Below are 20,495 nucleotides of genomic sequence, written 5' to 3' on the forward strand. Positions count from 1 at the left end.
CTTGACCTTACCCGGTTGTATCCCGGCCCCTTTTGTACTATGATGCTAGCCGATATGGGGGCCGACGTCATAAAGGTGGAGAGTCCCGGAGAGGGAGATTATTTTCGGAAAATGGGACCCATGGAAGGTGAGGACAGTCATTATTTTCGCCTGCTAAACCGTAACAAAAAAAGTATCACACTAAATCTGAAAGATCCGAAAGGGATTGAGATTTTTTTGCGCCTGGCAGCGGACGCCGATGTGGTGGTGGAGGGTTTTCGCCCCGGAGTGGTGGACTCTTTGGGCATTGGTTATGACCAGGTGCGCCGAATTAATGAGAAGATTATCTACTGTTCCATTACAGGTTACGGGCAAGACGGCCCACTGCGGGACCGGGCAGGTCATGACTTAAACTACATTGCTTTGTCCGGAATTCTGGATATAACAGGTCAGGCGGGAGGCCCGCCGGTAATACCGGGAGTTCAGATTGGCGATGTGGGCGGTGGAACACAGATGGCCTTATCGGCAATTCTGGCAGCTCTTTTTGCCCGGGAAAGGGGCAGGGGCGGTACATACATAGATGTGGCCATGTTGGACGGCCTTGTATCCTGGCTGCCTATCTCCATGGCGGAAGTGTTTGCCGGCAATGAAATAAAGCGGGGAGAAGCGGAGCTAAATGGCGGTCTGGCCTGCTATTCGGTATATAAAACGGCCGATGGAGGTTATATGGCTCTGGGAGCTCTGGAAAAAAAGTTCTGGCTGAGTTTCTGTGCTGCTGTTGGACGCAATGATTTGCGAGACGTGCAGTATCAGCAGGATCAGGCTGGCTTAAAGAAGGAGTTGGCCGGTATTTTCGGGCAAAAAAACCGCCGGCAGTGGGAAGAAATCTTCGCTGGGGTGGATGCCTGTTGTGAGCCGGTACTATCTTTGCCTGAGGTTAAAGAGCACCCGCAGGTGAAGGCGCGGGAAATGGTGACCGGTAAATCATTGAACTTTCCTGTCAGGTTTAAGGATGGTGCATCTGTGCAGAGCGGGCCTGCTCCGGCCATAGGGGAGCATACTGAAGAAGTGCTGCTTACCGCAGGGCTAACCGACGAAGATATTCTAAAATTAAGGCAGGAAGGGGTTCTAGGCTCCCGCGGCTGCTAGCTGCGGGAGAGGTTTGTGTAAAGCTTAACAGAATCTGAATAGTATAAATAATCAGAAAATTCTAAAATTGGCTCTTGCATCACCTGCCATGCGGTGGTATAATTCATATTATAAATTGTAGCTATCGAAGAAATGACGGTTGCAGATATCGAACGTAGCACTAATATCCAGAATATTCTAAACAGTCTGACCATTGTCTCTGAAAATGCGTACAGGAGGTGACAGATGAGAGAGAGCCAGATTAGTCGGTGGTAACGTGATATCATTCTTGGGGCGATGTAAGAAAAGGAGGTAAGAGCATGACCGAAGAGTTAAAATACACTGCGGTGGATCAGGAAACGGCGGATGCCCACTGGAAGGACAATGCAAGACTGGTAATGACGCTGCTGGCAGTATGGTTTGTAATTACCTGGGTAGGGGCGTTATTAGCTGGTAGCTTAAATGAAATTCAGATTGCAGGTTTTCCTGTAGGCTATACACTGGGTTCATTGGTTACGCTGATTGTTTACGTTTGGATGATTTTCTTTTATGCGAAGAAGATGGATGCAATTGATGAAAAGTACGGTATGAAAGAATAGGTTCTCTAAATAGAAGGGGCAAATACAGAAGTGAGTGAGGAGGAGGCATATGAAAGACAGTCAATGGACTAAGTTTGCTTTAGGCGTAATCGGGTCAGTTTTACTGCTTACGGCTATCTTTAGTTTTATGGAAGGGCAGGGCGCGCTGCAGCCCAGGACAATCGGTCTGATATTCTTCTTTGGTACGGTTTTGTTGTATGCTGTTGTAGGTGTTTTAAGTTCGGCCCGCAAGGTTGCCGATTATTATGTGGCCGGTCGGGATATTCCGGCACTCTATAACGGGATGGCCGGCGCGGCCAACTGGATGAGTGCTGCTTCCGTTATCGGGATGGCCGGTACTATCTATATGTTAGGTTATGACGGCCTGGCCTATATCATGGGCTGGACCGGAGGATATGTGCTGTTGGCTCTTTTGATTGCACCATACGTGCGCAAAATGAGGGCCTACACAGTACCGGACTTTATGGCTGCCCGCTATGGCGGGAATGTGGCCCGGGGCGTATCGGTTTTCTCCGCCGTGGCCATGAATATTGTTTATCTGATTCCGCAGTTTATGGGTGTGGGCATGATTGCCAGCCGCTTTTTGGGCTTACCCTTTGAATGGGGCGTGTTTGTGGCCCTGGCGGTAATCCTTTTGACCACTTTCTCCGGCGGAATGCGCGGTGTTACCTGGGTGTCTGTGGCCCAGTATCTGATTGCCTTAACCGCTTATGTTGTACCTTTGGTACTGCTGTCAATTCGTCTTACCGGCAGTCCTATCCCCTGGCTTTCTTATGGTCAGGCGCTGTCTGAAATTACCGCTTTTGAAGCGGCCAACAACATGACCAGCTATATTCAGCCATTTACCAACATGAGTATGCTTAACACTTTGGGGCTTATTTTCTGCCTGATGGTGGGAACCGTGGGACTGCCCCACGTTTTAACCCGGTTCTACACCGTTAAGTCCGTAAGGGAATCCCGCATCAGTGTTGGTTGGTGTCTGCTGTTTATCGTATTGATTTACGCCTCTGCTCCCGCCATGGCGGCTCTGGTAAGAAACGACATTTACCAGAACCTGGTGGGGACCCCCATCGCCGATATGCCGGCCTGGGTTGAGTCCTGGGGCGAGCAGGATATGGTTACTGTAAATGATGTGAACAATGACGGTATTCTGGCTTATGAAGGCCTTGAATTACATCCGGATATGATTGTAACCGGGGCTCCGGAAATTGCTAACATGCCCTATACAGTCTCCGGTCTGATCGGCGCCGGCGGTATGGCGGCGGCGGTATCCACCTCGCTTGGCCTCTTGATGGTGCTGGCTGCCGGTGTGGCCCACGATATTTATAAGAAGATGATTAACCCTGATGCATCAGAGGGAGCCGTTCTCTTCTGGTCGCGGGCGGTGTTGGTAGTGGTAGCTGCCCTGTGTGCCCTGGCGGCGCTCTCCAGACCGGCCCTGATTGTAGCCATGGTGGCCTGGGCGTTCTCCATTGCTGCGGCATCTTTCTTCCCGGCAATCTTTTTGGGAATCTGGTGGCGGCGTGCCAATGCCACCGGTGCTGTAGCAGGTATGATTGTGGGTCTGACTGTTACAATCACCTACATTATAATCTCCCACTTCTATGGCATCCAGATCTTTGGCATCCTGCCTGTTAACGCCGGACTGTTTGGTGTACCCGCCAACTTCCTGGTAACCTACTTTGTCTCCATGGCCACAGAAGCACCGCCTGAGGACATTCAGGATCTGGTTACCGAGCTTCGTTACCCCAGAGCTACCCGTGAAATCGGTGAAGGTAACTAGGCATGTCCTAAGATTAAGTAAATTGAGCAAATAAAATATTTTGAATAAATTCAGAACATTCCAATAAATATCTTGTAATTCTATTTCGCAAATGCTATAATGTGTTTAGGATTTGCTCATGGGCTACTGCTATAATAGCAGTGAAAATGTAGGTTGTGTTTGCGGGGGGCCGGGCGATAACCCCGGCCCCCTTTTTAGTAAGGAAAAATTGGAGGAGGGGTACGATGACTGAAAAAGGAAACGAAACAATTGTTGAACAAGGAAATGCATATGCGCCACCGGAGAGCTTTAAGCAAAACGCGCATATCAAAAGCATGGAAGAGTACCAAAAGATGTACCAGAGTTCCATCAACGATCCCGATAGTTTTTGGTCCGATTTGGCAGGTGAACTGTTGGACTGGTTCAAGCCATGGGATAAAGTGGTGGATTTCGACTTCAAGAAAGCAGACATCAAATGGTTCCAGGGCGGAAAACTGAATGTCTCCTATAACTGCTTAGACCGTCACCTCACAACCTGGCGTAAGAACAAAGCTGCCATTATCTGGGAAGGCGACGCTCCCGGTGAAAGCCGGACTTATACGTATCATGAACTGTACCGGGAAGTAAACCGCTTTGCCAATGTGCTGAAGAAAAAAGGTGTTAAAAGAGGCGATCGCGTAGCGCTTTACATGCCCATGATTCCCCAATTGGCCATTTCTATGCTGGCCTGCACCCGCATTGGTGCTATTCATAGCATTGTCTTCGGCGGATTCAGTGCGGAAGCCCTGCGTGACCGGATTAACGACAGCGAATGTAAGTTGCTGGTCACAGCTGATGCCGGCCTGCGTGGCGGAAAAACTGTTAAGCTGAAGGATATTGCCGACGAAGCTCTAAGTGATGCACCTTCCGTGGAAAACGTTATTGTATATCGTCGTGCAGGTAATGAAGTGAATATGAAGGATGGCCGTGACACCTGGTGGGATGATGAAGTTGCGGCGACAGATATTGAAAAATACTGCCAGCCCGAAGAGATGGATGCGGAAGATCCCCTGTTCATTCTCTACACCAGCGGTAGTACCGGAAAGCCCAAAGGGGTTTTGCATACCACCGGTGGCTATCTGACCCATGTTGCTGCCACCACCAAATATATCTTTGACATTAAAGACGAAGACACCTACTGGTGCACCGCCGATATCGGCTGGGTTACCGGCCACAGCTATATTGTGTATGGCCCCCTTGCCAACGGCGCAACCAGTGTAATGTTTGAAGGAATTCCTAACTACCCGAACCCGGATCGTTTCTGGGACGTGGTGGAAAAGTATGAAGTCAACATTTTCTATACCGCACCCACAGCCATCCGTGCCATGATGCGTGACGGCGATGAGTGGCCCAACCGCCATGATTTAAGCAGCCTGCGTCTGCTGGGTTCAGTGGGTGAGCCCATCAACCCGGAAGCCTGGAAATGGTATCATAGGGTGATTGGTAAGGAGCGCTGCCCCATTGTGGATACCTGGTGGCAGACAGAAACCGGCGGCATTCTCATTGCCCCCATTCCAGGAGCAGTACCCACCAAGCCCGGTGCCGCAACGACTCCCTTCTTTGGCGTTGACGCCGCTGTCATCCGTCAGGACGGCAGCGAGGCCGACGTGGATGAGCCCGGCTACCTGGTAATCCGTAGAGCCTGGCCCGGTATGATGCGGACTGTTTACGGCGACCATGAACGCTTCTTCAACACCTACTTCTCCCAGTATGAAGGTTACTACTTCACCGGAGACGGTGCCCGCAAAGATGAGGACGGTTATTTCTGGCTGATGGGCCGGGTGGATGATGTTATCAATATCTCCGGTCACCGCCTGGGAACTGCCGAAGTGGAAAGCGCACTGGTGGCGCATGACGCTGTGGCTGAAGCTGCGGTTGTCGGCTTCCCCCATGATATTAAGGGTGAAGGTATCTACTCCTACGTAATCCTCAGAGAAGGGTTTACCGCCAGTGATGAACTGCGTAAAGAACTGGTGAAGCATGTCCGTAAAGTAATCGGACCCATTGCTACACCGGACCATATCCAATTCTCCCCTGCCCTGCCTAAAACCAGGAGCGGGAAAATCATGCGCCGTATTTTGCGCAAGATTGCCCACGGCGAAGAGGATGGTATCGGCGATACCTCCACACTGGCTGACCCCAGCATTGTGGATACCCTGGTTAAGGATCGCGTCAGCTAAAACAAAAAATCAGGAAAGAGGGACAGCTTGCCTGTCCCTCTTTTTATACCGGAAATTATAACGCTTTGCAGTTAGCAAAGCTGCAGCAGAAACCGGTACTGAAACCTGCAAAGCGCGCGCTGAGGAAGCCGAATAAGCGCGCCTTTCTTGTGCCTAAAATTGGTAAATTGCCGAAAAGCTTGCAACATTCCATTAATGGTTTCAGTAATCCGGTATGATAAGATAAAAGATGAATAACTTTGTGGCCAGGGAGGATTAGATTCGTAAAGAAAAGCAATCTTAAATAACAAAAGGGGGAAAAGGTATGGAGTTTAGAACGCTAAAACCTGAAGAGTTAAGGTACATATGTGATCCGTCACAATTTGAGTTTGAAACCACCGAATCGGTTCCGCCGCTGGAGGGTATCATTGGGCAGGAGCGGGCCGTACGGGCCATGGAATTTGGCCTGGCCATAAAAAGGCATGGCTATAACATTTTTATGACAGGCCGGACCGGTACGGGTAAAATATCCTATGCCCAGACACTTGTTAATGATGTGGCTGCCAAAGAAAAGGCTCCCGATGACTGGTGTTATGTTTATAATTTTGACAGCCCCAGTCATCCCATGGCACTGCGCTTGCCCTGTGGACAAGGCTCCCGTTTTGCCAAGGATATGGAAGAGTTGGTGGATTCCCTGAAGTTGGAGATTCCCAAAGCATTTGATGCCGATGATTATGAGCGGGAAAAAGCGGAACTATTTAAAAAGTTCCAGGAAACAAGGTCAGAATTGTTTGAAGAGCTGACAAACAAGGCCAAAGAAGAGGGGTTTGTGCTCAAGCGCGAGAGCACCGGGTTTGTCAGTGTGCCTATTATTGACGGCAAAGAAATTACCGGCGAGGAGTTTGAGGCTCTTCCCGCTGAGAAAAAGGCAGAGTTTGAGGAAAAGAGCAATGAAATTCAGCTAAAGGCCATTCAGGTGATGCGGCGCATTCAAGCTGCTGAGCGCGAAATGAAGGAGGCCATTAAAGAGCTGGAAAATAAAATCGGCTTATTTGCTGTTGGCTATTTAATTGATGATTTAAAGGAGCGCTATGCCCAGGAAGAATCTGTGGTGAAATATCTGGGAGAGGTGCAAAACGACGTCCTGGAAAATCTGGATGATTTTCGCTCCAGCGAAGAAGGAGAAGGGGCACCGTTTCCCTGGATGAAAAAAAAGGGTGACCCGGGACACAAATACCAGGTAAACCTGGTGGTGGATAACAAGGACACCGAAGGTGCACCGGTGATCATTGAAACCAATCCCACTTACTACAATCTGGTGGGCCGGGTGGAGTATGAAAATAAAATGGGTATGGTCACCACCGACTATACCATGATTAAGGCCGGTTCACTGCTCAAAGCCAACGGTGGTTACCTGATTCTGCAGGTAAGGGATGTTTTAACAAACCCCGGCGCCTGGGAAGGTATGAAACGAATTTTAAAAACCAGGGAAGCCTGCATGGAGAATCTGGGGGAACAGTTTGGGGTGCTGGCCATGGCATCGCTCAGGCCGCAGGCAATTCCGGTTAATGTTAAAGTTATACTTATGGGCAATCCCTTCTTGTATCAGGCACTGTACCATTATGAAGAGGATTTTTCCAAGCTTTTCAAAGTAAAAGCAGATTTTGATACAGAAATGGATGCCAATCGAGATAATATGACGGAAATGGCCAGCTTTATTGCCACCCATTCACAGCGGGAAGGAGTCAAGCATTTTGACCGCACCGGGGTTGCCAGTCTGGTGGAGTACAGCTCCCGCCTGGCCGATCATCAGCAGAAATTAAGCACCCGTTTCAATGAAATTGTGGAGATAATTTTTGAAGCGGATGCCTGGGCCCAAATGGCCAATGCGGAAGTTGTAAATGGCGAGCATGTTAAGAAAGCCATTGAGGAGAAAAATTACCGTTCAGATACGTACGAGCAAAAGCTGCAGGAAATGCTGGACGAAGGAACAATCCTTTTGGACATGGACGGAGAAAAGGTGGGACAGGTAAACGGTCTTTCTGTTTTAAACAGCGGAGATTATGTTTTCGGCCGACCTTCCCGCATTACTGCGGTGACCTATTTGGGTAAGCAGGGCATCATTAATATTGAGCGGGAAACTAAAATGAGCGGCCGCATCCATGATAAAGGCTTGCTTACACTATCCGGCTACCTTGCCGCCATTTTTGCCCAGAAAATTCCGCTGTCAATTTCTGCCAGCCTGACATTTGAACAATTATATTCCGGTGTAGAAGGAGACAGTGCTTCCAGCACCGAGCTTTATGCCATCTTGTCCAGTCTGTCCGAGCTGCCGTTGCGCCAGGACATTGCGGTGACAGGCTCTGTGAACCAGCTGGGGCAGATCCAGCCCATTGGCGGAGCCACACATAAGGTTGAAGGTTTCTTTAAAGCCTGTAAGCTAAAGGGCCTTACAGGAAAACAAGGGGTCATGCTGCCGGTGCAGAATATTAAAAACCTGAACCTCTCGGATGAAGTGGTGGACGCGGTGCGGGAGGGTAAATTCCATATCTACCCCGTTACCACCATTGAAGAAGGCATTGAAATCCTCACCGGTGTGCCCGCCGGTAAAACCGATGAAGAGGGTAATTACCCGGAAGACACTGTTTTTGGTAAGGTAGCAGCCAAGCTGACCAGATACAATGAACTGCTGCAAAAGTCCCGGGAGGACGGGGAAGAGAAAAAAGATGACCATGACCCGGGTTGTGCCGGTGATTGTCACTGACTTGAGTTAACGCGATTAATCGGGTACAATAGATGCAGAAAAAGGGAAGGACTGGGACCGTGAAATCGCTACTCACAGTGGAGCAGTTTATAAAGAACAGAGAGCAGTATTTACTTGTCGATGTGCGCTCTCCCGGGGAGTTTTCACTGGCTCATATTCCGGGGGCAGTGAATATTCCGCTATTTTCTGATGAGGAGCGGGCGCTTGTCGGCACCACATACTGGAAGGAAGGGACCGACCGGGCCAAACTGGTCGGTCTTTCTCTGGTGGGGCCCCGTCTGCCAGGTATGGTGGAGGAAATGCTGGAGAGTGCGGCGGGTCGTGATATTGTCCTCTACTGCTGGCGCGGCGGAATGCGCAGCGGCAGTGTGTTCTCGGTGATGGAGGCGCTGGGTTATCCGGCCTGGCAACTGGTGGGAGGCTATAAAGCGTTTCGCCGCCATGTTGTGCGCTATCTGAAGAGCGCCAAAATAAAGATGCCGGTTTTTGTTCTAAACGGCCTTACCGGAGTGGGCAAAACCTTAGTAATAAAGGAGTTGCAGCGCAAAGGAGCCCCCACCATCGATTTGGAGCGGCTGGCAAATCATCGCGGATCGGCATTTGGCGGCATAGGACTGGGAAAACCACGCACCCAGAAAGATTTTGAGGCCCATCTGTTCTTCGCCCTAAAAGAAATAGAAAATGCGCCGTATGTCCTTCTAGAAGGGGAAGGAAAAAAGGTAGGGCCTGTGGTTCTGCCGGATTTTCTCTACAGCGCCATGCATCAGGGAGAGCATATCCTGCTGGAAGCAGACCTGGAGATCCGGGTAGACCGGATTATAAAAGAGTATCACGGAATAGACGAAAGTGTTGAGCCGTTGGCCGATGCCGCACTGATGCTGCAGAAAAAATTAGGTCAAAAAAAATGTTCGGCGCTGGCTACCCAGATCCGTCAGGGGGAGCTGCGCCCTGCGGCAATGGCCCTTTGCTCCGAGTATTACGATCAGTACTACCGTGATTCGCAGCAGAATAAAGGTCATTATCTCGCTGTGGTAGATGTAAATGACATTCAAAGGGGCGCCGCAGTAATATTGGCGGTGGTTACAGAATACCTGCAAAAAGGAGAAAGCAGTGGTTCAATATAGTGGACTGGCAGTTATTTATGATCAGTTGATGCAAAGTGTGGATTACGATGAATGGGCAGAGTACATCGGAGAATTAACGCACCGCCATGGCGGCATCCCCCGGCAAAATGTACTGGATGTGGCCTGCGGTACCGGAACCACCACGCTGGCCCTGGCCCGGGCCGGCTACCCTGTGACCGGACTGGATTTATCGGCTGAGATGCTGTCCTTTGCCCGGGAAAAAGCAGAGTCCCAGGGGACCGAGGCAGCTTTTATGCAGGCAGATATGCGTACATTTTCCCTGGCTGAACCGGTGGGTCTGGTGGTATCATTTCAGGATGGAATAAATTATCTTTTAACAGCAGAGGATTTGACACAAACCTTTAGCGCCGTCGGTAAGGCGCTTTTGCCTGAAGGGTTGTTTATCTTCGATGTTAACCGGGTGGACAAACTGCAGGATACCAAGACGGAAACATCCTGGGTAGACTGCGATGATTTTACACTGATTTGGGAAACCCGGTTTGTAGAGCAGGATATCTGGGAAATAGCTGTAACCGGTTTTACCAAACTTAAAGACGGTAATTATCAGAAATTCAGTGAAGTACATAAAGAACGGGTGATTTCTGAGGAAGAAGTGCAAAGGTCCCTGCACCATGCCGGCTTGGAGTTGGTGGGCAGGTATGCTGCTTTCAGCCTGGATGAGCCTGACTTTGGAACGCGCCGTGTATTCTATGTGGCACGAAAGGAGCGGTAGCGGTGCATATAGTTCTGGTTGAACCGGAGATCCCTCCCAATACCGGAAATGTATCCCGAACCTGTGCGGTGACGGGGACAACGCTACATTTGGTGGAACCCATGGGTTTTTCCATTGAAGAGCGGCAGTTAAAAAGGGCGGGACTTGATTATTGGCAGCATCTAAACCTCCAGGTACATGAAAGTCTGGAGCATTTTCTAGACTATGCTACTGACAGGAATTGTTGGTTTTTGTCCACCAAGGGTAAGCAGTCATATACCGACATTAAATATCATAAGGACGACCTGCTGGTATTTGGTCGGGAAACCGCCGGTCTGCCGGATTGGCTGTTGGCCCGATATCCCCAAAAGTGCGTGAGGATTCCCATGGGACCAGATGTTCGTTCCCTGAATCTGTCTAATTCGGTAGCCATAGTTTTGTATGAAGCCCTGCGCCAGCAGGGTTTTCCGGGATTATCCTGATTTTGTGCCAGGGGTTGACACAGCAGAATAAAAAGTGTATTCTATACATATCCCCCCGGAGGGGGGTGGGAGGTGTTATATGCAGGGGCAGAAAAAAATGGACACAATCCGAAGGATTAAGACGGCAAGCGGCCACCTGAAAGCTGTGGAGCGCATGGTTGATGAGGACAAGTATTGTGCTGATGTCCTTCTACAGCTGCAGGCAGTTATCTCCTCCTTGGAGAAAATCAGTAATATCATTTTGGAGAATCACCTGGAAACGTGTATGCGCTCTGCCATACTCCGCGGTGAGGACGAAGAGATTATCAGAGAGTTAAAAACGTTTATGAAGTATAAACGCGGCTAATTTTAAGTTTATATTAAATTTGTTCTGAGGGCATCTTAGTTTTAGCGGAACTTTGGATGTCGATAAAAAAAAATTTGAACAGGAGGATGGGTATGTCTGATAAGCTCACACTAAACATTGGCGGCATGACTTGTAACCATTGTAAAATGAAGGTGGAAAAAGCTTTAAAAACACTGGACGGTGTCCAGGATGTACAGATTAACCTGGAAGCGGGTCAGGCTGATGTCAGCTACGACGGCAGCAAGATCAGCGAAAGCGATTTAAAAGCAGTGGTAGGAGATGCAGGTTACGAAGTAAAATAATGTTGTTCCATATTTTAAAGCGCGCCATAGGGAAACCTTTTGGCGCGCTTTTTCACTTGACAAACATCGGACAAATCCAATATAGTAAAACTAGCTATATATAATCGTAGCTACTGTTGGAAACGAGGCGATGAAAATGACTAACCGACCCCGCATCCACAGAATGACAAAACAGCGTCAAATGATTTTGGAAGTACTTCAAAACACAAAAGCCCATCCTACCGCGGACTGGATTTACGAACAGGTGCGGCAAGCGGTCCCCCGTATCAGCCTGGGGACTGTCTATCGCAATCTGCGTGTGTTAAAGGAAATGGGCGACATTCAGGAACTCAATTACGGAAGCACCTACAGCCGTTTCGACGGCAATCCGGCCCCTCATTATCACTTTGTCTGCCAGGATTGCGGCAAAGTTATGGACATCGACCTGCCGTTATTGACAGACTACGATGAGCAGGTGGCGGGTACCGTTGGTGGCCAGGTTGATTTTCACCGTATGGAGTTCTACGGCAACTGCAGTGACTGTCTGACATAAATATTAAATCCCTCTCAGAAATATCAGAGAGGGATTTTTTTTGCACTGCCAGGAAATTATGGTTAGGGGCTAGAGTTTTAGGATTTGGTCTTCTTTGAGGTAGTAGTGGTAGATAATGACTTTTATGGTGGCGGCCACGGGGATGGCTAATAGGAAGCCGATTACACCCAACAGGGTTCCGCCGATGAGTAGGCTGATTATGACGGTAAAGGGCCTCAGGTCCACAGCTTTGCCCAGTAAATTCGGAGTCAGAAGAAAGGCATCCACAGCCTGTACCGTCACATAGAGGACAACAATCAAAATGGGGTGCGGAGTATTGGGTGTTAATGCTAATAACACCGCTGGAATGCCGGCCAGGTATGGCCCGATGTAGACAATGATATTTAAAATTCCCGCCAGGATACCCAGCATCAGGGCAAAAGGCATGCCGACAATGGCCAGGGCAATGCCGGTGATGATACCCACCGCTGTGCAGCGGAGCAGGTTGCCCCGCAGGTACGCCCCCACTTTCAGGTCAATGATTTGCAGCACATGGGTGGATTCTTTGCGCCAGGCCGGGGGAAATAAGCGGACAATACCCCTTTTTACATGGGAGAGGTCTCGCAGCATGTAGTACACAAGAAAAAGTACTATCAACACTTCTGTAAGGCCGGAGAAGATGCTGCCAGTCACCAGGGTCATGGTAAAGACAGCCTGCTGTAACATGTTGGGCAGGTTTTGGGCCACATCCTGTAGGGCCTGATGAATATTTTCACTGGCCATTAGCTGGTCTATCTGCAGCAGGATTTCTGGTAAAAGATAGCTGTAATCTGTGGCCAGGTAACGGGCCAAGGCCCGCATTTCATTGGTCAGGGTGGGAATCAACAGATAAAAAAACAAAAAAGCCGAGAACAAAAGGAGCAGATAAACGGATAAAACAGAGACAGAGTGCGGGACACCTTTGCGGGTCAGGTAGTTCGATAAAGGCGAAATGCTGTAGACTATCATGGTTGAAACAACTAAGATTCCTATTACCCAGGATATTTTGTGCACAAACCAAAGTACAGCAATTATGGTTAAAATAACTGCTAACGTTCTAACTATCAGTGGCCAGAGAGACTGAGGCCAGCTACGATCTTCCATCCGTCACACTCCTTCCATTCCCATTATAAATGGGAATTGATATTGTTACAATACGCAGTGCTAAATTTCCAGCAATAAGCGTATATTGGAACAAAGGGGGTGGATGGTATGACCCTGTTGAAACTGGGTTTGGCCTGTATTCTGTTGGCTCTGGGTATGATGCTGTTGCCTCCGCTTAGTGCGGAAGGGGTGGCCGGTGTAGCAACCCGCAGCTGGCTGGCTCTTGGCTTGTTGGTTTTTTGCGGCAATTACCTTTACTATCTGGAAGAAGGAGAGAAGGCGGCCAAAAAGCAGGAGATTGCCGAGTTTAGGGCTCGCTATCGCGCTGTTCCGTTTGCTCAGCGTAGTCGAGCACGTAGGTAACCTTTGGCGCCACAATTATCATTTCTGCCTGCAGCCGGTAACGCTTTCCTTCCACATCCACAATGCGCTGATCAATGAGGTGCCTGAGAAGGGCGTGAGGTACTTTTTCCACTTCCTCACCAATCAAATCCTGAGTAAGGCGGGAAACCGCTTCGCGCAGCTTTACCGCTAAAAACTGATCTTTTTCTTCCCGTACAAACTGAATTTCTACCTCCTGAATAACCAGGGCCTGGTGGTTTTGCCACTGGGCCTCGATTTTTTTCAGGCGCTCTTCAGTTTCGTAAAGTTCCACCCGCAGTGTTTCATGCCGGATGTATAGTTCGTCCATGCGGCGGCTGAGGTAGGTATTCATGGCAGCGGCACCGATAATTACACCCAGAATTATCAAAGCCAGCGCTTTTTTCATTGCGGACGGCCGCCTGTCAGGTATAATATGAGTAGGTACCCTGTATGCGCACCTAGAAAGGCTGCCAGAATCATCAGCACCTGTTTGGCTACGGTGTTAATCTGCAGTCCCAAAAAACCGGTTTCGATGGCTCTCAGGGCATCAAAAGTTCCTCCCAGGGCGCTGACCAAAGCCCAGATTTTTAGTTTATCCGCCAATTCAATCATGGTGTGGCCCGGGGCCTGGCCTGTAAAAACTGCACCAAGGGAGCCAATCAGGGTGCCCCCCAGAATTACCCCAAATGAAATAAACGCGTTGATGGTTAACGTATCCAATAGTTGTGTCATGATGCATCCCTCCACATTCATATCTATGGCGCAAAAGAATCTTTTAGACATCCGATGTTGAAAAAGGAAAATTAACGTAAAAAAAGAAATATGTAAGTAGAATGTCAACGAGGTGAAAACATGGTAAGCTCCAATTTTGTTCATTTACACGTGCATACAGAATACTCTTTGCTGGACGGTGCCAGTAAAATTAAAAATACCGTGGCCCGCGCGGCGGAGTTGGACATGCCTGCTTTGGCCATCACCGACCATGGTGTGATGTATGGCGTGATAGATTTTTATAAAGCCGCCAAAGATGCGGGGATCAAACCGGTAATCGGGTGTGAGGTTTATGTGGCGCCACGCACGCGGCATGACCGAGATTCACGGCGGGACAGCAAGCAACACCATTTAGTCCTTTTAGCCCAGGACCAGACCGGCTATGCCAATCTGATGGAGTTGGTGAGCCGTGGTTTCAGTGAAGGGTTCTATTATAAGCCGCGGGTCGACCATGAATTACTGCAGCGCTACAATAAAGGGCTTACGGTGCTTTCGGCCTGTCTGGCCGGCGAAATTCCTGTGGCTCTTTTGGAAGGGCGCCAGGAGGATGCCCGGAAGCTGGTTTCTTTTTATAAAGAAACCTTTGGCAGTGAAAACTTCTTTTTGGAACTGCAGGATCATGGCCTGCAGGAACAAAAGGAGCTAAGCCCGCTTCTGATAGATCTGGCCAAAGATACCCAAACACCCATGGTGGTAAGCAATGATTTGCACTATACCCACCGGGAAGATGCCCACGCCCATGATGCGCTGCTGTGTATCCAGACGGGCAAAACCCTGGATGATGAAAACCGCATGCGTTTTTCCACAGAAGAGTTTTATTTAAAAACTGCGGAGGAGATGGGCTCACTTTATCCGGACCTGCCGGAGTTATTGGATAATACGGTACACATTGCTGAGAACTGCAATGTGGATTTTGATTTCAGCACAACCTATCTGCCCGGCTATGAGGTGCCGCCGGCTCATGATGAGCGCAGCTACCTGCGGGAGCTGTGTGTGCAGGGCACAAAAGAACGCTACGGAGAGGAATTGCCGCCGCATGTACAAGAGCGGCTGGATTATGAGTTGAGTGTTATTGCCCAGATGGGTTATGACTCGTACTTTCTTATTACCTGGGATTTTGTAAATTACGCCCATGAAAACGGCATTCTGGTTGGCCCGGGGCGGGGCTCCGCTGCCGGCAGCCTGGTTGCCTATGCGTTGGGTATCACAAATATTGATCCACTTAAATACGGACTGCTTTTTGAGCGCTTTCTTAATCCGGAGCGGGTAACCATGCCCGATATCGATATCGACTTCTGCTATGAAAACCGGGAGAAAGTTATTGATTATGTGGTGGAGAAATACGGAGAAGAATGTGTGGCCCAGATTATTACCTTTGGTACCATGGCGGCTCGCGCCGCTGTCCGCGATGTGGGGCGGGTCTTAAACGTGCCTTATGCCGATGTGGATCGCATCGCCAAGCTTATCCCTGCGGAGCTTAATATCTCCATAGCCGACGGACTGGAAAAATCCCCTGATTTAAAAGAATTATATGATAAAGATGAAAAGATCCGACAGCTTTTGGATTTGAGTATGGCTGTAGAAGGCCTGCCCAGGCACGCCTCCACCCATGCTGCCGGCGTGGTCATCTCCAAGGATCCGCTGGTAAACTACGTGCCGCTGCAAAAAGCCGGTGAAGACGGTATGGTTACCCAGTTTCCCATGGGAACTCTGGAGGAGCTGGGCCTTTTGAAAATGGACTTTTTGGGGCTGCGCACGCTGACCATTATGGGTGAAGCGGTGCGGCTGATTAAAAAGTCTACCGGTGTTGAGGTGGATCTAAACGAGCTGCCCTTAGATGATAAAAATACTTTCCATATGCTGTCGCAGGGGGATACCTCGGGAATCTTTCAGCTGGAATCCGGCGGCATGCGTGGTATTCTGCGGGAGATGAAACCGGACGTTTTTGAGGATATCATTGCGGTGGTTGCTCTCTACCGCCCCGGCCCCATGGAGCAAATTCCCACCTTTATTCAGAGTAAGCACGGGCATATTCCCATTAAATATCTCCATTCGGATTTGGAACCTATCCTGAAAGAAACTTACGGCATCATGGTTTACCAGGAGCAGATTATGCAGGTGGCCTCAGCCATGGCCGGCTTTTCTCTGGGCGAATCAGACCTTTTGCGCCGGGCCATCGGTAAAAAGAAGCTGGAGGTTTTAAACCAGCAGCGCGAGCTGTTTGTCAACGGTTGTGTGGCCAAAGGCCATAAAAAAGAAATGGCCAACGAGCTCTACGATTTGATTGTTAAGTTCGCCTCCTACGGCTTTAACAAGTCCCACGCCGCAGCTTACGCCCTGGTGGCTTACCAGACCGCTTATCTGAAAGCCAATTACCCCACACAGTTTATGGCGGCACAGTTGACCGGTGTGATGGGCACCACGGAGAAGGTGGCGGGCTACATTGCCAACTGCAAGCAGATGGGTATCTCGGTGCTGCCGCCGGATGTTAATTTAAGTGAAAAGAATTTTACCGTTACCGATGCCAAAGTTATCCGCTACGGTATGGCGGCGGTAAAAAACGTGGGACTGGGAGCCATAGAATCCATTATCGCCGCCCGTAAAGAGCAGGGCGACTTTACTTCACTGCGGGATTTTTGCGCTCGGGTTGATTTGCGCAGCTGCAATAAAAAGGTGATGGAAAGCCTGATAAAAGCCGGCGCCTTTGACTGTCTTGGCGCTAACCGCAATCAATTGCTGGCCATTTTGGATGAGACGGTGTCTGCTGCGCAAACTATGCACAAAGAACGGCAAAACGGGCAGATGTGTATGTTTGAGGTGGTGGAAGAGGATGAAGAAGACTGCCAGTGGGTCAATCTGCAGGACGACCTGCCGGACATACCGGCACCTCTGCCCAGGGAGAGGCTCAACATGGAGAAAGACACGCTGGGTCTCTACATTACCGGCCATCCGCTGGAGGAATACGAAAATGTGTTAAATATCTATCCCGACCTGGCACGAACCGATACGCTGCAGAAAGCTCCCGATAACAAATCAGTGGTGATTGCGGGAATGATTAACGGGTTGAAGCCGATTATTACCAAAAAAGGAAAGCCCATGGCTTTCTTCACTCTGGAAGATCTTGCCGGAGGGCTGGAAGTGGTGGTTTTCCCTACAGTCCATGAAACGGCTAAGCCTTTTTTGGAAAATGACCAGGTGGTAATTGTCCATGGCCGGACAAGCCATAAGGAAGAGGAAGACGTAAAAATCATGGCCGATAGCATTTCTCCGCTGCCGGTGGAGCCGCGGGAAGTGGTGATTCGCTGCCGGGAGGACGAGACTTTGGGCAAGCTATTGTCATTGCAGAAAGTGCTGGCGGGCCAACGTGGCACCATGCCGGTATACATCCAGTTTCCCCAGGCGGGAAAAAGGGTTTTGCTGGCCCAGGATTACTGGTTGCCTGATGAGGCTCCGCAAATTACCGAGATAGAAAAGCTCTTCGGTGATGGGGCGGTGACGGTGCAAAGAGCAGGATAACAGGGCCGGGACGCGGGTAAATTAAGTGAGATGCTTCTTCTAAAACCAGCGTTAGGAGACTGATAACATATGCGAAGAATCGGCGTTTTAACTTCAGGTGGAGATGCTCCGGGAATGAACGCTGCTGTTCGGGCTGTGGTCCGCAAAGCTATTTATCATGGCCTGGAAGTGGTGGGTTTTCGTCGCGGCTATCATGGTTTGGTATATGGTGAATACTCTTTTATGCAGTTAGGCTCCGTTGCCGACATTATTCACCGCGGAGGAACGGTGTTATTGACGGCCAGAGCTCCTGAATTTTTAGAACCTGAAGGGCGGCAAAAGGCGCTGGGGATAATTCGGGAAAGCGGTATTGATGCCCTGGTTGTTATCGGCGGAGACGGCTCATTTCGCGGGGCCATGGCTCTGGAGAAAGCGGGATTCCCCGCCGTGGGGATTCCCGGCACCATTGACAATGATATAGACCGTACCGACTACAGTGTGGGCTTTGATACGGCAGTCAATAACGCCACCGATGCCATTAATAAAGTGAGGGATACAGCCACATCCCACGAACGGGTTTACGTAATGGAGGTCATGGGCCGCACCGCAGGTCATATAGCTTTGGCTGCCGGGCTGGCCGGTGGTGCCGAATCTATTCTGGTGCCGGAAGTGCCCTTTGATCTTGATGAGGTTTGTGAGCGGCTGCAGCGCGGTGTGAAGCGCGGCAAGCTGCACAGTATAATTCTGGTGGCAGAAGGGGCGGCCAGCGGTCTGAAAGTTGCTGAAGAGATAAAGGAACGGACTGAAATGGATACCAGAGTCACAATTTTAGGGCATCTACAGCGTGGTGGTACGCCCACAGCTTTTGACCGGATGCTGGCCAGCCGCCTGGGTGCGGCGGCAGTGGATTTGCTTTTGTCCGGTTGTCACGGACAAATGGTTGGTTTTGTGGACAACACGGTGAAAAGCACCACTTTCAGCGAGGCACTGGCTAAACAGAAGCCTTTTCCGGAGGATTTATATCGACTGGCCACTATTTTGGCTATTTAGGGGGGATACAGATGCGCAGGACAAAAATCGTATGTACTTTGGGTCCCGCCAGCAGCAGTGTGGCGATGCTGAAAAAACTGCTTGACACAGGAATGAATGTGGCTCGGCTGAACTTTTCGCATGGTACCCATGACCAACATGCGGTTACCATAGCTGCGGCCCGTCAGGCTGCCGCCGAAAATCAGCAGGATCTGGCCCTGCTTTTGGATACAAAGGGGCCGGAAATCCGCATCGGTACCTTTGCCGACGGCAAAGTCCGTTTAGAAGAAGGGCAAGTTTTTACACTGACCACAGCCGAAGTGGCAGGGACAGATAAAATGGTAAGTGTTAACTACCCGGGTATTGTAAACGATGTAGAGACCGGCATGAAGATACTGTTGGATGACGGCTTGATTGTAATGGAAGCGGAAGAAGTGACTGAAACTGAGGTGCGCTGCCGGGTCATTACCGGCGGGGATCTTTCAGATCGCAAAGGGGTAAATATCCCCGGAGCCAGACTGAATTTGCCGGCAATCTCTGAGAAAGACCGGGAAGACATTTTATTTGCCATTAAAAGTGATTTGGACTTTATTGCCGCTTCTTTTGTGCGCAAAGCAGATGATGTTATTGCTATCCGGTCTATCCTGGAAGCCCATCGTTCCACAATCCACATCATTGCCAAGATTGAAAGCCAGGAAGGCGTGGATAACATTGATAAAATTCTGGAGGCTGCCGACGGTATTATGGTGGCCCGCGGTGATTTAGGGGTAGAAATTCCCGCCGAAGAGGTGCCGTTGGTACAGAAAATGATCATTTCCAAGTGCAACGCGGCGGGAAAACCGGTGATTACCGCCACGCAGATGCTGGATTCAATGATTCGTAATCCACGGCCAACCAGGGCGGAAGCCAGTGATGTGGCCAACGCCATCTTTGATGGCACAGATGCGGTGATGCTTTCCGGCGAGACTGCGGTGGGCAAGTACCCGTTGGAGACGGTGCAGACCATGAGCCGAATTGCGGAGCGTACCGAAACCGCCCTGCACTATGCCCGCATCCTGGAAAGCTTTGACCCTCCTGCGGAGCGCAGTGTAACCGATGCCATCTCTTATGCCACATGCCATGCGGCACAGGAACTGGGCGCTTCTGCCATTATCACCGCCACCCAGTCCGGTTTTACCGCCCGCAATGTCTCAAAATATAAGCCTAAGTCCCGTATCATTGCCGTTACACCCCGCAAACATGTGGTCAGAAAGTTAGCGCTGACCTGGGGTGTGTTTCCGGTAATGTGCCGGCCCACCACTTCCACAGATGAAATGTTTTCAGCAGCCATAGAAGCCTCTTTGGTCAGCGGCTATATTGAAAACGGTGATTTAATTCTTATCACCGCCGGTGTGCCGGTGGGGGTCAGCGGCTCAACAAACCTACTGAGGGTCCATACAGTGGGAGATATTGTGCTGCAGGGTACAGGTCTGGGGAAAAATCCTGTTACCGCCCGGGCCCGCATAGCCGCCACCGGTGCCGAAGCTGCCAAGCTGGAAGAGGGAGAGATCCTGGTAGCGCCGGCCACCGACAGCAGCTTTGTTCCCTATCTGGAAAAAGCAGCAGGAGTCCTGGTGGAAGAAGGAGGCCTGACCTCCCATGCCGCCGTGGTGGCACTGCATATGGGTTTACCGGTGATTGTGGGTGCCGCCGGTGCCACCAGCCGGCTCAGGGATGGAGACCTGCTGACCCTGGATACGGTCCGCGGCTTAGTTTACCGGGGTAAGGCCACTATATTTTAGGAGTGA

The 20,495-nt window shown here is 50.1% G+C and carries 18 protein-coding genes; 15 read left to right on the plus strand and 3 right to left on the minus strand.

Annotation, left to right across the window (positions count from 1 at the left end):
* The 11 genes from DEALDRAFT_RS09205 to DEALDRAFT_RS09255 form a co-directional block, all read left to right on the plus strand.
* Window positions 1–1,128 (plus strand): CaiB/BaiF CoA transferase family protein (locus tag DEALDRAFT_RS09205; protein WP_008516854.1); only part of this gene is annotated, 1,128 nt, incomplete at its 5' end.
* Between the two features lie 299 nt (window positions 1,129–1,427).
* A complete protein-coding gene (locus DEALDRAFT_RS09210; protein ID WP_008516856.1) occupies window positions 1,428–1,706 on the plus strand; it encodes a DUF4212 domain-containing protein in 279 nt (92 codons plus the stop codon).
* A 49-nt stretch (window positions 1,707–1,755) separates the two neighbouring features.
* Window positions 1,756–3,489, plus strand: coding sequence for a sodium:solute symporter family protein (locus DEALDRAFT_RS09215; protein ID WP_008516859.1), 1,734 nt, complete (start codon window positions 1,756–1,758; stop codon window positions 3,487–3,489).
* A gap of 224 nt (window positions 3,490–3,713) precedes the next feature.
* Window positions 3,714–5,687, plus strand: coding sequence for an acetate--CoA ligase (gene acs / locus DEALDRAFT_RS09220; protein ID WP_008516863.1), 1,974 nt, complete (start codon window positions 3,714–3,716; stop codon window positions 5,685–5,687).
* Between the two features lie 304 nt (window positions 5,688–5,991).
* Window positions 5,992–8,430 carry a Lon protease family protein gene (locus DEALDRAFT_RS09225; protein ID WP_008516866.1) on the plus strand — a complete coding sequence of 813 codons (2,439 nt, stop codon included), beginning with the start codon at window positions 5,992–5,994 and terminating at the stop codon, window positions 8,428–8,430.
* A 59-nt stretch (window positions 8,431–8,489) separates the two neighbouring features.
* Window positions 8,490–9,554: a tRNA 2-selenouridine(34) synthase MnmH gene (gene mnmH / locus DEALDRAFT_RS09230; protein WP_008516868.1), complete on the plus strand. Its 1,065-nt coding sequence runs from the start codon at window positions 8,490–8,492 to the stop codon at window positions 9,552–9,554.
* Complete coding sequence (locus DEALDRAFT_RS09235; protein ID WP_008516870.1) at window positions 9,541–10,287, plus strand: class I SAM-dependent DNA methyltransferase; 747 nt, start codon at window positions 9,541–9,543, stop codon at window positions 10,285–10,287. Before mnmH ends, DEALDRAFT_RS09235 begins: the two co-directional genes overlap by 14 nt.
* Before the next feature lie 2 nt (window positions 10,288–10,289).
* Window positions 10,290–10,748, plus strand: a complete 459-nt coding sequence (trmL, locus tag DEALDRAFT_RS09240) for a tRNA (uridine(34)/cytosine(34)/5-carboxymethylaminomethyluridine(34)-2'-O)-methyltransferase TrmL (RefSeq protein WP_008516872.1) — start codon at window positions 10,290–10,292, stop codon at window positions 10,746–10,748.
* A 97-nt stretch (window positions 10,749–10,845) separates the two neighbouring features.
* A complete protein-coding gene (locus DEALDRAFT_RS09245; protein WP_143753433.1) occupies window positions 10,846–11,094 on the plus strand; it encodes a metal-sensitive transcriptional regulator in 249 nt (82 codons plus the stop codon).
* A gap of 92 nt (window positions 11,095–11,186) precedes the next feature.
* Window positions 11,187–11,396 (plus strand): heavy-metal-associated domain-containing protein, encoded by a 210-nt coding sequence (locus DEALDRAFT_RS09250; RefSeq protein ID WP_008516874.1) that lies wholly within the window; start codon window positions 11,187–11,189, stop codon window positions 11,394–11,396.
* A 136-nt stretch (window positions 11,397–11,532) separates the two neighbouring features.
* Complete coding sequence (locus DEALDRAFT_RS09255) at window positions 11,533–11,928, plus strand: Fur family transcriptional regulator (RefSeq protein WP_008516877.1); 396 nt, start codon at window positions 11,533–11,535, stop codon at window positions 11,926–11,928.
* Between the two features lie 69 nt (window positions 11,929–11,997).
* Here DEALDRAFT_RS09255 and DEALDRAFT_RS09260 read toward each other — a convergent pair whose 3' ends face one another.
* A complete protein-coding gene (locus DEALDRAFT_RS09260) occupies window positions 11,998–13,050 on the minus strand; it encodes an AI-2E family transporter (RefSeq protein WP_008516879.1) in 1,053 nt (350 codons plus the stop codon).
* A gap of 108 nt (window positions 13,051–13,158) precedes the next feature.
* On the opposite strand from DEALDRAFT_RS09260, the gene DEALDRAFT_RS16735 reads away from it, so the two are divergent.
* On the plus strand, window positions 13,159–13,413 hold the full coding sequence (locus DEALDRAFT_RS16735) for a hypothetical protein (protein ID WP_008516886.1): 255 nt from the start codon (window positions 13,159–13,161) through the stop codon (window positions 13,411–13,413).
* Here DEALDRAFT_RS16735 and DEALDRAFT_RS09265 read toward each other — a convergent pair.
* Both DEALDRAFT_RS09265 and DEALDRAFT_RS09270 read right to left on the minus strand, forming a co-directional pair.
* Window positions 13,358–13,819 (minus strand): hypothetical protein, encoded by a 462-nt coding sequence (locus DEALDRAFT_RS09265; protein WP_008516887.1) that lies wholly within the window; start codon window positions 13,817–13,819, stop codon window positions 13,358–13,360. The two genes, DEALDRAFT_RS16735 and DEALDRAFT_RS09265, sit on opposite strands and share 56 nt — an antisense overlap.
* Entirely contained in the window at window positions 13,816–14,145 is a 330-nt protein-coding gene (locus tag DEALDRAFT_RS09270) for a YtrH family sporulation protein (protein WP_008516888.1), read from the minus strand. Before DEALDRAFT_RS09270 ends, DEALDRAFT_RS09265 begins: the two co-directional genes overlap by 4 nt.
* 120 nt (window positions 14,146–14,265) lie before the next feature.
* Here DEALDRAFT_RS09270 and DEALDRAFT_RS09275 point away from each other — a divergent pair, with 120 nt between their 5' ends.
* The 3 genes from DEALDRAFT_RS09275 to pyk all read left to right on the plus strand — a co-directional run bounded on the left by DEALDRAFT_RS09275 (window position 14,266) and on the right by pyk (window position 20,489).
* Complete coding sequence (locus DEALDRAFT_RS09275) at window positions 14,266–17,700, plus strand: DNA polymerase III subunit alpha (RefSeq protein ID WP_008516889.1); 3,435 nt, start codon at window positions 14,266–14,268, stop codon at window positions 17,698–17,700.
* A gap of 69 nt (window positions 17,701–17,769) precedes the next feature.
* Window positions 17,770–18,729, plus strand: a complete 960-nt coding sequence (gene pfkA, locus DEALDRAFT_RS09280) for a 6-phosphofructokinase (RefSeq protein ID WP_008516890.1) — start codon at window positions 17,770–17,772, stop codon at window positions 18,727–18,729.
* 11 nt (window positions 18,730–18,740) lie between these two features.
* Window positions 18,741–20,489, plus strand: coding sequence for a pyruvate kinase (gene pyk / locus DEALDRAFT_RS09285; protein ID WP_008516891.1), 1,749 nt, complete (start codon window positions 18,741–18,743; stop codon window positions 20,487–20,489).
* The last annotated feature ends 6 nt before the right edge of the window (window positions 20,490–20,495 follow it).

The organism is Dethiobacter alkaliphilus AHT 1, assembly GCF_000174415.1.
GTDB lineage: Bacteria > Bacillota > Dethiobacteria > Dethiobacterales > Dethiobacteraceae > Dethiobacter > Dethiobacter alkaliphilus.

Coding starts and splice junctions, on each gene's coding strand:
- DEALDRAFT_RS09210 (WP_008516856.1), top strand. CDS start 1,428: ATGACCGAAGAGTTAAAATACACTGCGGTGGATCAGGAAACGGCGGAT.
- DEALDRAFT_RS09215 (WP_008516859.1), top strand. CDS start 1,756: ATGAAAGACAGTCAATGGACTAAGTTTGCTTTAGGCGTAATCGGGTCA.
- acs (WP_008516863.1), top strand. CDS start 3,714: ATGACTGAAAAAGGAAACGAAACAATTGTTGAACAAGGAAATGCATAT.
- DEALDRAFT_RS09225 (WP_008516866.1), top strand. CDS start 5,992: ATGGAGTTTAGAACGCTAAAACCTGAAGAGTTAAGGTACATATGTGAT.
- DEALDRAFT_RS09245 (WP_143753433.1), top strand. CDS start 10,846: ATGGACACAATCCGAAGGATTAAGACGGCAAGCGGCCACCTGAAAGCT.
- DEALDRAFT_RS09250 (WP_008516874.1), top strand. CDS start 11,187: ATGTCTGATAAGCTCACACTAAACATTGGCGGCATGACTTGTAACCAT.
- DEALDRAFT_RS09255 (WP_008516877.1), top strand. CDS start 11,533: ATGACTAACCGACCCCGCATCCACAGAATGACAAAACAGCGTCAAATG.
- DEALDRAFT_RS09260 (WP_008516879.1), bottom strand. CDS start 13,050: ATGGAAGATCGTAGCTGGCCTCAGTCTCTCTGGCCACTGATAGTTAGA.
- DEALDRAFT_RS16735 (WP_008516886.1), top strand. CDS start 13,159: ATGACCCTGTTGAAACTGGGTTTGGCCTGTATTCTGTTGGCTCTGGGT.
- DEALDRAFT_RS09265 (WP_008516887.1), bottom strand. CDS start 13,819: ATGAAAAAAGCGCTGGCTTTGATAATTCTGGGTGTAATTATCGGTGCC.
- DEALDRAFT_RS09270 (WP_008516888.1), bottom strand. CDS start 14,145: ATGACACAACTATTGGATACGTTAACCATCAACGCGTTTATTTCATTT.
- DEALDRAFT_RS09275 (WP_008516889.1), top strand. CDS start 14,266: ATGGTAAGCTCCAATTTTGTTCATTTACACGTGCATACAGAATACTCT.
- pfkA (WP_008516890.1), top strand. CDS start 17,770: ATGCGAAGAATCGGCGTTTTAACTTCAGGTGGAGATGCTCCGGGAATG.
- pyk (WP_008516891.1), top strand. CDS start 18,741: ATGCGCAGGACAAAAATCGTATGTACTTTGGGTCCCGCCAGCAGCAGT.